7 protein-coding genes, 1 tRNA gene and 1 pseudogene are annotated in these 13,358 nt (G+C 75.2%); 5 read left to right on the top strand and 4 right to left on the bottom strand.

What is annotated here, in order from left to right; all coding sequences use genetic code 11:
- Together OG389_RS04260 and OG389_RS04255 are read right to left on the bottom strand one after the other, a co-directional pair.
- Complete coding sequence (locus OG389_RS04260; protein WP_328297105.1) at positions 1 to 387, bottom strand: hypothetical protein; 387 nt, start codon at positions 385 to 387, stop codon at positions 1 to 3.
- Positions 388 to 462: 75 nt separating this feature from the next.
- Positions 463 to 1,803, bottom strand: coding sequence for a streptophobe family protein (locus OG389_RS04255; RefSeq protein WP_328297104.1), 1,341 nt, complete (start codon positions 1,801 to 1,803; stop codon positions 463 to 465).
- Between the two features lie 261 nt (positions 1,804 to 2,064).
- Between OG389_RS04255 and OG389_RS04250 the strand changes: the two are divergent.
- A pseudogene (locus OG389_RS04250) lies at positions 2,065 to 3,285 on the top strand (DUF6777 domain-containing protein); the annotation flags it as partial.
- A gap of 479 nt (positions 3,286 to 3,764) precedes the next feature.
- Here OG389_RS04250 and OG389_RS04245 read toward each other — a convergent pair.
- Both OG389_RS04245 and OG389_RS04240 read right to left on the bottom strand, forming a co-directional pair.
- Positions 3,765 to 4,661 (bottom strand): C40 family peptidase, encoded by an 897-nt coding sequence (locus OG389_RS04245; protein ID WP_328297103.1) that lies wholly within the window; start codon positions 4,659 to 4,661, stop codon positions 3,765 to 3,767.
- A gap of 29 nt (positions 4,662 to 4,690) precedes the next feature.
- Positions 4,691 to 5,923: an SPFH domain-containing protein gene (locus tag OG389_RS04240; protein WP_328297102.1), complete on the bottom strand. Its 1,233-nt coding sequence runs from the start codon at positions 5,921 to 5,923 to the stop codon at positions 4,691 to 4,693.
- 291 nt (positions 5,924 to 6,214) lie between these two features.
- Here OG389_RS04240 and OG389_RS04235 point away from each other — a divergent pair, with 291 nt between their 5' ends.
- The 4 genes from OG389_RS04235 (at position 6,215) to OG389_RS04220 (ending at position 13,340) form a co-directional block, all read left to right on the top strand.
- The gene (locus OG389_RS04235; RefSeq protein ID WP_328297101.1) at positions 6,215 to 7,588 is read left to right on the top strand and encodes a hypothetical protein; all 1,374 of its coding nucleotides are present in this window, start codon (positions 6,215 to 6,217) and stop codon (positions 7,586 to 7,588) included.
- 68 nt (positions 7,589 to 7,656) lie between these two features.
- Positions 7,657 to 7,732: transfer RNA gene (locus OG389_RS04230), tRNA-Gln, on the top strand.
- Between the two features lie 117 nt (positions 7,733 to 7,849).
- Positions 7,850 to 10,063: a SpoIIE family protein phosphatase gene (locus tag OG389_RS04225; protein WP_328297100.1), complete on the top strand. Its 2,214-nt coding sequence runs from the start codon at positions 7,850 to 7,852 to the stop codon at positions 10,061 to 10,063.
- 349 nt (positions 10,064 to 10,412) lie between these two features.
- Positions 10,413 to 13,340 carry a phosphodiester glycosidase family protein gene (locus OG389_RS04220; RefSeq protein ID WP_328297099.1) on the top strand — a complete coding sequence of 976 codons (2,928 nt, stop codon included), beginning with the start codon at positions 10,413 to 10,415 and terminating at the stop codon, positions 13,338 to 13,340.
- Positions 13,341 to 13,358: the final 18 nt, after the last annotated feature.

Below are 13,358 nucleotides of genomic sequence, written 5' to 3'. Positions count from 1 at the left end.
TCAGTCGTCGTCGGGGGAGGCCGCGCACACCACGTGGGCGGTGACATCGGCGTGCGCGGCCGAGGCGTACCAGCCCTTGCGGCCGTGCGCGTCGACGACGGGGTGGCTGGCGAGGACGGTGTGCCGCGGGGTTCCGTCGCGGGCGCGGTCCCAGCGGGTGGTGGAGTAGCCGCCGGACTGGACGGCGCTGCCGGGCGGGCAGAACACGCGGCTGACGGAGACGGCTTCGACGGTGGAGCCCTTGCGGCCGGTCTCGCCGGAGAGGTAGCGGACCCCGGGTCCGGTCGCCTGGGTGGGGAGGGCGGTGGACAGGGTCAGGGCGAGCGCGGAGAGGGCGAGCAGGCCAGCGGCGTGAAGCGGCCGGAACAGGCCTTTGGTCATGTTCACGGAGGCGAGCGTGACATGCGGAAACGATCCCCCGATGAGCCGATTTCCATCCGTTCACCCGAACGGCCGAACGACTCAACGGGTGACGGGATCCGTGGGGGCGGCCGGGGCAGCGGGGCCCTCGGGACCCGCGGGGGCGGCCGGTGCGCGCCGGCGGCGGGTGAGCAGTGCTCCGACGAAGCCCGCCACCGCGCCCGCGACGAAGGCGAGGCCGACCGTACGCCACAGGAGCGGGCGCAGGTCCACCTTGCCGCCGAGACCGCCGGCGTCGCCGATGCCCAGCAGGGAGAGACCGAATTGGGCCTGGACCCGGGCCAGCAGGCAGACCACCAGCGTGGCCAGCGCGAGGGCCACCGCCAGGTGGAGGGCGTGCTTCCAGGGGCGGACGTACCCCGGCGAGCGGGCGGCCGCCAGCGCGCCCGTGCCGAGCAGCAGGACGACGGCCAGCACCACCAGCCACCAGGCCCGGGAGTCCCGCTCGGCGAGCGAGGCCACGTCGATGCTGGAGAGCCCGGCGCCGGCATCGGATCCGGAGGCGCGCAGCGCCTGGTCGAGGACCTGCGGCATGGGCAGCCCGAACGGCCCCTCGGCCGTGCCTTCCCAGGCTCCGCCGAAGCCGAGCGTGAGGGCGGGCCAGACGAGGTTCGGCAGGCCCAGCAGGATCACCGCCAGGGTGCGGCCCGCGTGCCCCTGGGTCACCGCCACCACCAGGCCGACGCCGATGCCGACGACGACGTAGGCGAGGAGCAGCGCGACCACGGCGAACGCCGCGGGCCGCACCGCCGAGTGGAAGCGCACCAGGCCCGCCGGGAGCGGCGCGCGGCGCGAGACCAGCAGGGCGATCAGCAACAGGCCCAGGATCCAGAGCAGTCCGAAACCGAGAGTGGCGGGGACCGCCGCCTCGAATCCCACCGTCGGTCCGGCGTCGAGGATTTCACCGATGTCCCCGAGGACCGAGTCGCCCGTGGAGATCGCGAACTCCTGGCGGGCGAGGAGGGCGGCTCCGGTCAGCGCGGCCAGCCACAGGATCACCAAGGGCACGGCGCGGGCGAGGAGTTCGCGGGCACCCGCCACCGCCCGGTTGTGCAGGGGGCGCAGGAAGAGCCAGCCGGCGGTCAGCGCGCCGGCCAGGCTGACGGAGAGGGGGAGCACGGACAGGCTCGCGTCGGCCCCCGCCAGGAACCCGGCCCCGCCCGTCACGTCCATCTGGCCGCCGGCGGCCAGCACGACGACGGCGGCCACCACGTGCGGGAACGCCCCGCCGGGTAGGTCGCCGGCGCCCGCCAGGTACAGGCCCGCGGCGGCGACGACCGCCATCACCACGAACCCCGCGAGGACGGCGACGAGGGCGTCGCGCCAGGCTCGCGCGGTCGGGGCCGGGACGGGTGCCGCGGTCGGTGCCGAAGAAGCGCTCACCCTGCCACCGTAGGCACCCTCGGCTTGCGGCCACCACCCGGACGGCGCACACAATGGTCGCCAGGAGTGCAATAAATCCGGAGATTTCCGTTGAAGACCCGCGGAACGTCCATAGGGGACCGGAACCCCTCCGCATGGGAAGAAGAGCCCGTGACCACTCAACCCTCCGGCCAGCAGCCGCCGTGGCCGACACAGCCGGGACAGCCGCCGTCACAGCCGCCGCCGTCGTCGGGGCGCCCCACGGGCCCGCCTTCAGGACCCCTGTCAGGCGGGCGCGAAGGCCCGCCGCCGCCCCCGCCGCCCGCCCCGCCCGGGGGCTCCGGGGGAATACCCCCGGAGCCCCCGCACAAGCCCTGGTGGCGCTCCGTGCCCCGGCTCGCCACCACGATCGTCGCCATCGCGGCGGCCGTGGCCCTGGCGGTCGTACTGACCAGGCCGAGCGGTGGCGGGGGCACCAGCACCAACGCGGGCAACGAGGTCTTCCTGCAGCCCGCCGCGGCCTCCGGCCCGGACCCGTTCACGGAGTCCACGGCCGCCAAGGACGCCACACCGCCGCCGGAGGCCACACCGCCGCCGGAGACCCCGCCGGCTCCGCCTCCGTCCCCACCGCCGTCGAAGTCTTCGTCGGGTACCGCGCCGACCCGCAGCATCAGCGGATCCTCGCCCACCCTGTTCGGGGGCACGCAGAACGTCGCCAGCTGTGACGTCGAGAAGCAGATCCAGGTGCTGTCGGCGCAGCCGGCCAAGAACGCCGCTTTCGCCTCGGCGCTCGGCATCCAGCCGACGGCCGTGCCGGAGTACCTGCGCTCCCTGACCCCCGTGCAGCTGCGGATGGACACCCGGGTGACCAACCACGGCTTCCGGGACGGCCAGCCCACCAGCTACCAGGCCGTACTGCAGGCCGGGACGGCCGTGCTGGTCGACGACCGCGGGGTGCCGCGGGTGCGCTGCGCCTGCGGGAACCCGCTGGGCCCGCCGGTGGCGCTGCAGGCCAACCCGAAGCGGTTCGGTCAGCCCTGGACCTCGTACCAGCCCGCGCAGGTGGTGGTCATCGCCCCGTCCGTGACCATCGTGAACAACTTCGTGATCTACAACTACCACGACAACCGCTGGTTCGAGCGCGGCCGGGGCGACCACCACGGCCGGCACGACAAGCCGATCCCGCCGCCGGTGATCCCGACCCTGCCGGTGATCACGCCGACGCCGACGTCGTCGCACTCCCCGTCGGTCTCGCCCTCGCAGTCGACGTCGGTTTCGCCTTCGGTCTCGCCGTCGGTCTCGCCGTCGGTGTCGCCGTCCGAGTCACCTTCGGTGTCCCCGTCGGTCTCGCCGTCGGTGTCGCCGTCCGAGTCACCTTCGGTGTCCCCGTCGGTCTCGCCGTCGGTGTCGCCGTCCGAGTCACCTTCGGTGTCCCCGTCGGTGTCGCCGTCCGTGTCCCCGTCGGTCTCGCCCTCGGAATCGGCGTCCAAGTCGCCCTCGGCGTCCCCCTCGCCGTCCCCCTCGGTGTCGCCTTCCAAGTCCCCGTCGGCGACGCCCTCAAAGTCCCCGACGCCGTCGCCGTCGTTGCGGAGCTCGGCGGAACCATCACCTCCGGCCCCGCTCAAGACCTCCTCGGCGGCGCCGGAGCCCAAGCCCCCCGTGACGCCGGCGCGGCCTGAGACGCCCCCGCCGCCGCCCCCGCCCCCGCCGGCCCCCGCCACCACGCTGATCGCGCCGCCGCCCCCGCCTCCGCCGCCCACCACGCGGATCGCGCCTCCGCCCTCTCCGGTCGGACCCGGAGCAGGTACGGACGGTGGTGGTGACGCCGGTACTGGCGGCCAGTGACCGCAAGGGCTCTGCCCAGTACACGGACCTCCCCGAGGGCCGGTGGCCCTCGGGGAGGTCCGTCCGGGAGCGGCGGGTACGAGGTCCCGTCGAAGCGCCGGGCCGGCACGACTCGACCTCAGTTCCCCCCGAGCTCGTCAGCGCACGCGACCGTACATGGTCGGGTTGTACGCGCTGAAGCTGGAGACGCGGACCTGCTTGCCCGGCCGGGGGGCCTCGATGTACTTTCCGTCGCCGAGGTAGACGGCGACGTGGTGGATGCCCGACGCGCTGCCGTTCGAGCTCCAGAACACCAGGTCGCCGCGGCGCAGTTCGGAGCGGGATATCGGGGTGGTGGCCCGGTACTGGTCGGCGGCCACACGGGGCAGGGAGATGCCCGCCGAGCGGTAGGCGGCCTGCACCAGGCCCGAGCAGTCCCAGCTGTGGGGGCCGTTGCCGCCCCAGCGGTACGCGTCGCCGAGGTGGCTGCTGGCAAAGGAGATGGCGGCCTCGGTGCCCTGGCGGACGGGGGTGCTGGAGCCGCCGGAACCCGAGGAGCGGGAGGAGCCGGACGAGCCGGAACCACCCGCGAAGCGCTCGTACTTGTCCTTGTGGCTGGTCCAGCGCCACCAGCCGGTCGCGTCCTTGTACCAGTACACGCGGTCCGTCGAGTCCCAGCCCGCGCGGCCGCGGAAAGTGGGCTCGGCGGTGCGCACCGACGGGGAGCCGGCGGAAGCGGCCTTGCCGGCTCCGGCTCCCGAACCACCGCTGTTCGCCACGTACTTGCTGTAGTGCGAGGTCCAGCGCCACCAGCCGGTGGCGTCCTTGTACCAGTACTTCGAGCCGTCCCGGCCCGCATGGGCCGGCGCCGGCTCGGCGGACGCGGCGCCTGCTCCGGTGCCCATCAGCAGTGTGGCGCCGACGGCCGCGACCACCGCGCCGCGCAGGGTGCAGCGACGGCGGTGTGCGGCGGCCGCGACGGCCGTCGTACCGCGGGCGCAGCCGGCGCAGTCGCAGGCGTCGGGTATTTCCTCGGTGAACTCGGGCGTGCGCATGCGTGGTTCCTCTCCCATCGGGGGTGTTTTCAGCGGGCGTCGGCGGCAGGGCCGCGCGCCGTGTAGAAGGCCACGGTCAAGTCCTTGACCAGGGCCTTGCGTTCGTAGTCGTCCAGGCCCACGAGCCCGCGGTCCGACATCCGGTGAACGGTGTCGTCGACGGCGTCGAGCACGGAGGTGAGGACGGAGTCCCGGTGCCGGGCGTCGATCGAGGCGACCCGGCGGCGCTGCATCGCCGCGGCGACCTCGGGTGCGTACTCGACGTGCAGCGGTCGGGCGGAGAAGACTTCGACGCCGACCGCCCTGCATTCGGCGGCGAGCAGCCGGGTCAGTTCGTCGCCGACGGCCTCGGTGTCGCGCAGGGTCTCCGGTTCGGCAGGCCGCGGGCCGAAGGAGTCGGCGGGCAGTCGGGAGAGCACCCGGGCGGTCGCGGACTCCACCTGTCCGCGCAGGTAGGCGGTGTGGTCGTCGACCGCGAGCAGTGCGCGGGCGGTGTCCTTGACCCGCCACACGACGAGGACGACGCACCGCAGGGCGGTGCCTTCGGCGTCGACCACGGCGAGCGGCTCGCCGCGCCAGTGGCGCAGCCGGACATCGACGGGGGTGTGCCGGGGCAGGGGGCTGGACCAGATGAGGCCGGTACGCCGGATCGTGCCCCGGTAGCGCCCGAAGAGGGTCAGCGACCAGGCCCGGCCGGCGCGGCCGCGACGCAGTCCGGCGAGCGCGGTGAGCGTGAGGAGCGCGCAGCACACGACGACGGCGAGGGGCCAGGCGTCGGGGGAGGCGGAGGCGCGGAGGCGCTCGAAGCGTGAGAGGGCGGCGGCGCCGGCCGTGGCGGTCCCGGCGAGGAGCAGGGCCCACCAGCCGGAGCAGGCCCGCGCGGGCCGCTCGGTGAGTCCGGGATCGAGTACGGCGGGCATCGTCCGGGGCGCCGGCCCCACCACGGAGCGCACCCCGGGCCGGGGTGCCGCCCCCGGTCCGGCACCCTGCCGAAGGCCATCGACGCTGCCAGGCGCGCCGTGGCCCATGGGGGGTCCGGGCTCGGTGGAGTCGGCGGAGCGGAAGGAGTCGTCCTCGGCCGGTTCCTCCCCGCGGAAGAGCGGACCCAGAACGAGCGGATCCCGGTACGGCCGTACGACAAGGCTGCCGCTGCCGGTACGGGAACCGCCGGCGCCCTCGGGGCCGGGGGCCGTGGCCGGCGCGGGGGTGGCGGGGACGGGTATTCGGGTCGGGGGCCGGGGGAGGCGCTCGGTCGCGTCCACCCCTTCCCTCGTTCCGTCGGCCGGTTCTCCGGTCGTCTTCGGCGCTTGAGACAAGCCACACCCCACACGGCTGCGGGCGCCAAAGACCCTGTGTCGGAGGGTTCCTGACGCCGATAAAGATGCTCACGAACGGATCGATCTTGATGAAATCGTACAAGTCACCCATTCAGGAAAAGTCACGACAGGCCGGGACTTGGGTCCATTTCCTGTTGAATTGATCGGGGGAGGGTGTGGCCGCGGCCCGCGGATATCCAGTTGGGCGCCTGGTCGGGCAATGGCAGGGTGAGGCCCATGCCGTCGCCCGCCGTCGAAGCCCTCCTCCGTGAACTGCACGCCTCGCTGACGCTGCGCAAGCGTCCGGAGGACGTGGCCCGGCTCATCCAGGATCTTCATGCGGCGCAGGGCGCCGCTCCCGACGAGGCCACCGGGGCGGCACTCGCCAAGGCCGCCGAACACTCGCTGCGGAACCTCTGGCACGGCTACACCTCCATGCGGGAGGACTTCGCCCGCCCGGTCGGCGCACAGCGCCAACTCGCGCGTGCGGCAAGCCTGTTCCCGGACCTGCCCGACCTGCCGGACGGCGCCGGGGACGATCCGGACCGGATCGAGGCGGTGATCCGGCGTGCGGGCGGGTCCATGAGCCGCGGCTACGGCCAGAACGACTTCGGCACGGACCGGCTCGACCGGGCGGAGCGAACCGCTGTCGGCCTCGGCGAGATGTCCAAGCGCCAGTACAACAAGCGCTTCCGGCTCCTGATCCGCATGGAGGCCAAGCTGGCGCGGCTGATCCACGAGCAACGCCGCCGCGAGGTGACGATGACGGGCAAGGGAGCGCTCGCCCAGGTACTGCCGTACGGTCTCTTCGCCGCGGACCCGGACACGGCGGCCTTCATCGCGTACTTCACGGCGCGGGGCCACATGCGCAGCGTCTTCACCAACGGCCCCCAGCGCCAGCCCTACGACGAGGTCGCCGAGGCGCTGTTCCAGCGCCTGCGGGCGTGGCCCGGGCAGACCTGCTGGGCCGCGGTGGCGCATGTGCACCCCACGCCGGAGGTGCTGGCCGAAGTCTCCGACGAGGACCTCACTCACCTGCTGGTCCGGTGGAACGGCTTCCTGCGCCAGGTCGCGGACCTGCTGGAGGACGCCTGGAACCGGCACCCGCTGGAGCGCGCATCGATGGTCGTGCGCCGTGGCGACGACTCGTCGACGTGGAACCAGGCCGCGCAGGCGTGGAACACGGCCCGCGCCCACTGGTTCGCGATCCTGACGGAGCTGGGCCAGGACAAGATCCTGGACCGGTTCTGCCCGGGGAAGGTACCCCGCCTGATGGCTGCCGATGTGGCCTACTGGCACCGCATGACCGGCGGCGGGCTGCACCCCGACACCTACGTCTGGGCCGAGCTTCCGCTGCCCTGGGAGGTGCTCCGGGGGGAGAAGGAATGCCCGCGTTCGCTGGTCGAGGAGGTCTGTGCCCGGCATCGCAGGGACCCCGTCGCCAGCGCCTGGACCGCCCCCAGGCCGGCGGCCGGGGCCGTCGCCTTCCGCCGGACGCCCGAGCTGGTGCACGGTGTCGCTGTTGCGGACCCCCTCATGGCCAGCGCCCTCCGGTCGGCCGGGGTGTTCTCCGGCAACGGCAAGCGCGCGGCGGCGAGCGAGTGGATGTGACCGGCCGTCGGCGGGGCGCGCGGAAATCGGTTGCCCGCAACGGCGGCCCCAGCCATGATCGCCGTGGCGGCGAGGAAGCTCTGCGGAGGAGCGCCCGGCTCTGATCCCGGGTGGACGCAGGTTCGAATCCTGTCCTCGCCGCCACTTCGCCCGGCCGCCCGGCCTCGCCCGTGTGAGGCCGGGCCCGCGGCCGGTCGCGGCGCCCTCGGGCGGAGGGCCGCGGGTTCGGCGGGGGCGAGGGAAGAGTGGGATCCTGAGGGTGTGGCCGACAGGGGTGTGACCCCCCAGGTCGAGTGGCCCGCCCGTACGGACACGAGCCTCGCGCTCAACCGCATGGGCACCTTCGACTGGGACCTCGACAGCGGGCAGATGTATCTGGACACCACCGCCCTCGAGGTCCTCGACCTGCGCCCGGAAGAGTTCAGCGGCACCCCCGCCGGGCTGCGGATCCGCCTCGGGCCCGGCGAGGAGGCCCGGCTCGACGCGCGGGTCGCGCAGGCGCTCAAGGCCGGCCGCAGCCATTACGGGGCCTACGTGCGCAGCCGCGCCCGGGACGGGTCCCCGGGGTGGACCCATTTCCAGGGCCACATCCTGCGGGACCCGGACGAGCGCCCGTACCGGATCATCGGGATCGTCCGCGACGCCGCCCACGACCCCGGCGAGCCCGGAGCGGCGGGGGAGCGCGACGAGGGCCGGCGCAGGATGACCGGGGTCGTCGAGCGGACCACGGCGATCCTGGCGCACGCCCGCACCGTCAACGACGTCACCGACGTCCTCAAGGACCCCGAGGCCCTGGGCCACCTCGGCGCGGTCAGCGTCATGCTCGGCGTGGTCGACGGCGCCCGGATCCACCTGGTCGCGGAGGGGCAGCTGGGCGCTTACGTACCGGAGACCGAGTACACGCGGATCGACGCGCCGCTGCCGATGAGCGAGGCCGTCCGCACGCTGCGGCCGGTGTACCTCGGCTCCCGCGAGGAGTTCCGCCGCCGCTATCCGAGCCTGTGGCCGTACGTCGAGCCGCTGTCCGTCCGCAGCGGGGTCTACCTGCCGCTGATCGCCCAGGGCCGGCCCGTCGGCGCGCTCGGCCTGCTCTACGCGCGGGAGGGCGACTTCGACGCCGAGGAGCGCAACGTGCTGATGGCCCTCGGCAGTGGCATCGCGCAGAGCCTGCAGCGGGCCATCCTCTTCGAGCAGGAGCACGATCTCGCCGAGGGCCTCCAGCGGGCCATGCTGCCGCGCCGGATTCCCGAGGTGGCGGGGGCGCGGATCGCCGTACGGTACCGGGCGGCCCGGATGGGGCGGGACATCGGCGGCGACTGGTACGACGTGGTCCCGCTCGGCGCGGGCCGGGTCGGCGTGATGATCGGCGACGTGGAGGGCCACGACACCGACGCGGCGGCCGTCATGGGCCAGTTGCGGATCGCGCTGCGGGCGTACGTGGCGGAAGGGCACACCCCCGGAGCGGCGATGGCGCGGGCCGCGGCCTTCCTGCGGGACCTTGAGACGGAACGTTTCGCCACCTGCACGTACGCCGACATCGACCTGTTCAGCGGCATGACCCAGCTGGTCCGCGCCGGACACCTCGACCCGGTGGTGCGGCGCGGGGACGGCAGCTGCCACCGGGTCCACGTGGCGGGCGGGCTGCCACTGGGCCTGCCGTCGCCCGGGCCGTCCGCGGCAGGCTCGGCTTCGGGTACGGTCCCGGGCACGTCCTCGGGTACGGGGTATCCCGTCACCAGCCTCGAACTGCACCCCGGGGACACCCTGTTGCTCTGCACGGACGGCCTGACGGAACGGCCCGGCCGGGATGCCGGTACCGCGGACGGCTCCGACGCCGATGCCGACATCGGGATGCGCGAGCTCATGGAGGCGGTCCGGGACGGGCCGACGGACGTGGAGGAACTCGCCGATGTGCTGTGCGACCTGGTCGGCGACTCGGGCGGCGGGGACGACATGGCCCTGCTCCTGCTGCGCCGGCGCGGCACCCCGGTCCCGCACGGCGGCGGACCGCTCCGGCACAGCCTGATCCCCGGCGACCCGGACGCCCCGTCGATGGCCCGCCACCTGATCCGGGCGGCCGCCGCGGCATGGGGTGCGTGGGACCAGGCCGACGAGATCGAGCTCGCGGCGGACGAGCTGATGACCAACGCCCTGGTCCACACGGAGGGCGTCGGCGGCATCAGCATGCGGCTGACCCCGGAGGGCCGGATCCGGATCGAGGTGGAGGACACCAGCAGCGCCCTGCCGCGGCGGCGCGAGGCCGACGACTGGGCGGTGTCGGGGCGCGGACTGATGCTGGTGGACCGGCTGGCGGACGCCTGGGGAGTGGAGCCGCGGGGCGGCGGGAAGTGCGTGTGGTGCGAGTTCACCGTGCTGGAGCGGGCCGGCCCCGCCCCGGCCGGCCATGCCCCGGGCGGGGCAGCGGCCGACGGGTCGGACCGGGTGCCTGGGGACCCGGCGCCCGGGGAGGCGTAGCCACGGGCCCGGGGTGTGCTCCTGGCCCTGCTACTGCTGGGTCGCCTACTGGCCCCCTGCGGACCTGGCGCTCTGCACGGCCGTCAGCCTCCGTACGACAAGGATCGCGAGGGTCGGTCGGAGCCGCCGGATCCGAGCTGCTGGCTCGGCGGCAGCAGAGCGTACACGCCGGAGACCGCGAGCAGCACGATCGTGGCGATGGAGAGGCCGGCATTTTTCGAGGTCGGACGCATTGCCGAGGGGTTCGCCGACAGGTCGGTGGCGTGTTGGCGGGCGCAAATGGCTGATATGGGTCAGGGCCCTGCCGCGTTAGTGCGTTCATATGCCCGGTCTGGGTGATCCTGCCTGCGTGCCGCCCATCCCGCGCCCGCTGCCCGCCTCTCCGTCGTACGTCCTGCTGACCCTTGTGCTCACCGTGCTCCTGGCCGCCCCGGCGGCCCCGGCCCGGGCCGCCGGGGACGGCGCGGGTATCGAGACGGCCCGTACCTCACGGCAGATCGCCCCCGGGGTCCGGCTGGAGTCCTACGACCGGCTCGAAGCCGACAGGTGGCTGCGGATCGACGAGCTCGACGTACGGCTCGCGGGCTCCGGCGTGCGCGCGGAGTACCTCGGCGGCCGCGGACCGGCCACCGTCGCCGACTCCGCCGCCCGCCACGACGCGGGTCCCGGCCGCCGTGTGGTCGCCGCCGTGAACGGGGACTTCTTCGACATCCGCGGTACGGGCGCCCCGCTGGGCCCCGGGATCGGTGCCGGACGGCTGCTGCACGCGGCGTCCCCCGGCTCCGGCCGGGCCGTCGGCTTCGGCGCCGACGGAGCCGGACGGGTACTGGACCTCGCCCTCCAGGGGAGCGTCACCCTGCCCGGTGGCGTCGTCCGCCCGCTCGCCGGATTCAACACCGCGCGGCCGCCCGCCGAGGGATTCGCCGCCTACACCTCCGACTGGTCGGCGGCCGAACTCCCCGTGCCCGGACCGGCGGTGGAACTGCGCGACGGCCGGGTCGCGGCCGTCCGGGCGGCGGTACGCCGGCCGCCGCGCCGGGAGCGTCCCGCACCCGGCACCACCGTGCTGGTCACGGGCGGCGGTGCGGCGGCCGCCGAACTCGCCGCCCTTCGCCCCGGCGACACGGTCGGCGTCACGGCCCGGCCGGTGGCCGTGGGGGGCGGGCCGCTCCCGGTCGGCGCGGTCGGCGGCCGGGAGGCGCTGGTCGTGGCCGGGGTGCCGCAGAACCACGACGGCGAGCCGAACAACGCGGCCGCTCCGCGCACCGCCGTGGGCCTCTCCCGTGACGGCCGCCGGCTCCGCCTGGTCACGGTCGACGGCCGCCAGCGCGACAGCGCCGGGCTGACCCTGACGGCGCTCGGCCGGATGATGCGCCGGCTCGGCGCCCACGAGGCCCTCAACCTCGACGGCGGCGGGTCCTCGACCCTGCTCGCCGCGCTGGTCGGGGAGACGGCCCCGACCCTGCAGAACTCCCCGTCCGACGGCCGGCCGCGGCCGGTCCCCAACGGCCTCGTGCTCACCGTCCCGGCCGGTCCGGGCCGAGTCGGCGGCTACCGGATCGACCCCGTCGGCGGCGCGGCACGAGCCTTCCCCGGCCTGGCCCGGACCCTGCGGGCCACCCCGTACGACTCCACCCTCGGCCCGGTGGCCGACACCGCATCCGGCGTGGGGTCCGCTCCCAGGTCCCCGTCCCTTCCTGCGGCGGGGTCCGGGTCGGGGTCCGGGTCGGGGTCCGGGGCGGGCTCCGCGGTCGGGTCCGTGACCGGCCCCGCCCCGCGGTCCGTGCCCGGCCGGGGTGCTGCGCCCGTGTGGTCGGCCGATGGGGACGGGGTCCGGATCGACTCCGGTGGGGTGCTCCGGGCCCCACGGCCGGGACACGTGACCGTGCGGGCCCGGCGCGGGGCGGCCCGGGGAACGCTCCGCCTCGACGTGCTCGGGCCGCCGGTCCGGGTCCGGGCCGTCCCCGAGCGGATCGGGTTCGCGGAGGAGGGGGAGAGCGCCCGCTTCGTACTGACCGGCTACGACGCGCGGGGCGCCGCCGCCGTCGTCGAACCCCGGGACGTGGACGTGGAGTTCGACCGGTCCCAGTGGAGCGTCGCCGACGACGGGCTCGGCGGGTTCACCGTCACGGCCCGAGTGCCCCGCGCCGCCGGGAAGCTGCGCGCCACGGTGCGTGGGGCCGGCGCGGTGCACGGAGCGGCCACGGTGCGTACGGCCGGCGCGGTGCGCGGAGCCGCCTCGGCCACGGCCGAACTGGCCCTCGGCGTAGGCCTGTCGGAACTGCCGCTCGCGGATCTGGAGGACGCCGACCGGTGGACCGGCCCCGGCGTCGCGCCCGGCCAGGGCCGTCCCGGCCGGGGGCTGGCCCTCGCGCTCCCCGCCGCCGGGGGCAGCGCCGGCGCGAGCCCGCCCCGTCCGCTGCCCGTGCCCGACCTGGCCCGGTCGCTCTCCCTCTGGGTGAACGGCGACGGCTCCGGCGCCCGGCCCGCCGTGGAACTCACAGACGGGGACGGGGCGGTCGCCACGCTGCGCGGGCCCGCCGCGGACTGGACCGGCTGGCGGGAGATCACCTTCCCGCTCCCGGTGATGGCGGAGCGCCCGTTCACCGTGACCCGGATCGCCGCCACCGCCACCGCCGGTCCGAACCCCGCGCGGCTGCTGCTGGACACCCTGGCGGCGCTGACCCCGCCGACGGGGGTCGTCCGTACGCCCGAGGCGCCGGATCCGGTCGTGGCCACGGCGGCCGAAGTGAACTCCCGGCCCTGGCGGTTCGCGGTCGATCCCGCTGCCGGCCGGGCGGCGGCAGGAGCGGCGGGGGCACCGGCCCGGGGTGCGGGAGTCGACTTCGCCCTGACCGGCAGCGGCCGGCCGGCCTTCGTCCACCGGGGCCTACGGTTCCTGCACCTCGACTCCACGCGCCGCACCCTCGACGGCGGCGGTCTGGACCGGATCAAGGCCCTGCGCGCGGCCCTCGCGGCCGCCGCCCGCGAGCCGGGCACGGGCGCGGTGGCCGTCGTGGAGCCGTACGCGCCGCAGGCCGTGGACGGCAAGGAAGCCGCCCTGCGGCTGCGTCTCCTGGCGGAGTTCCGGCGCGCCACCGGCAAACGCGCCGTGATGATCACCGCCGGCGCCCCCCGCTTCGCGGCCGGCCGCGCCGAGGGCGTACTCCTGCTGACCACCCCTCGCACCGGTCGGACGGTGATCGGCGTCAACGCCTTCGCGGCGGGCGACTGGCTCCGCGTACTCCCGGCGGTCGGCACCGGGACCGCCCGGTGACCGCGCGGCTCCGCGCGA

This window comes from Streptomyces sp. NBC_00435, from assembly GCF_036014235.1.
GTDB lineage: Bacteria > Actinomycetota > Actinomycetes > Streptomycetales > Streptomycetaceae > Streptomyces.
This window is presented reverse-complemented; position numbering and strand designations above follow the sequence as displayed.

Excerpts from the sequence above, each read along its gene's own strand:
- OG389_RS04245 (WP_328297103.1), bottom strand. The coding sequence starts at position 4,661 with ATGCGCACGCCCGAGTTCACCGAGGAAATACCCGACGCCTGCGACTGC.
- OG389_RS04235 (WP_328297101.1), top strand. The coding sequence starts at position 6,215 with ATGCCGTCGCCCGCCGTCGAAGCCCTCCTCCGTGAACTGCACGCCTCG.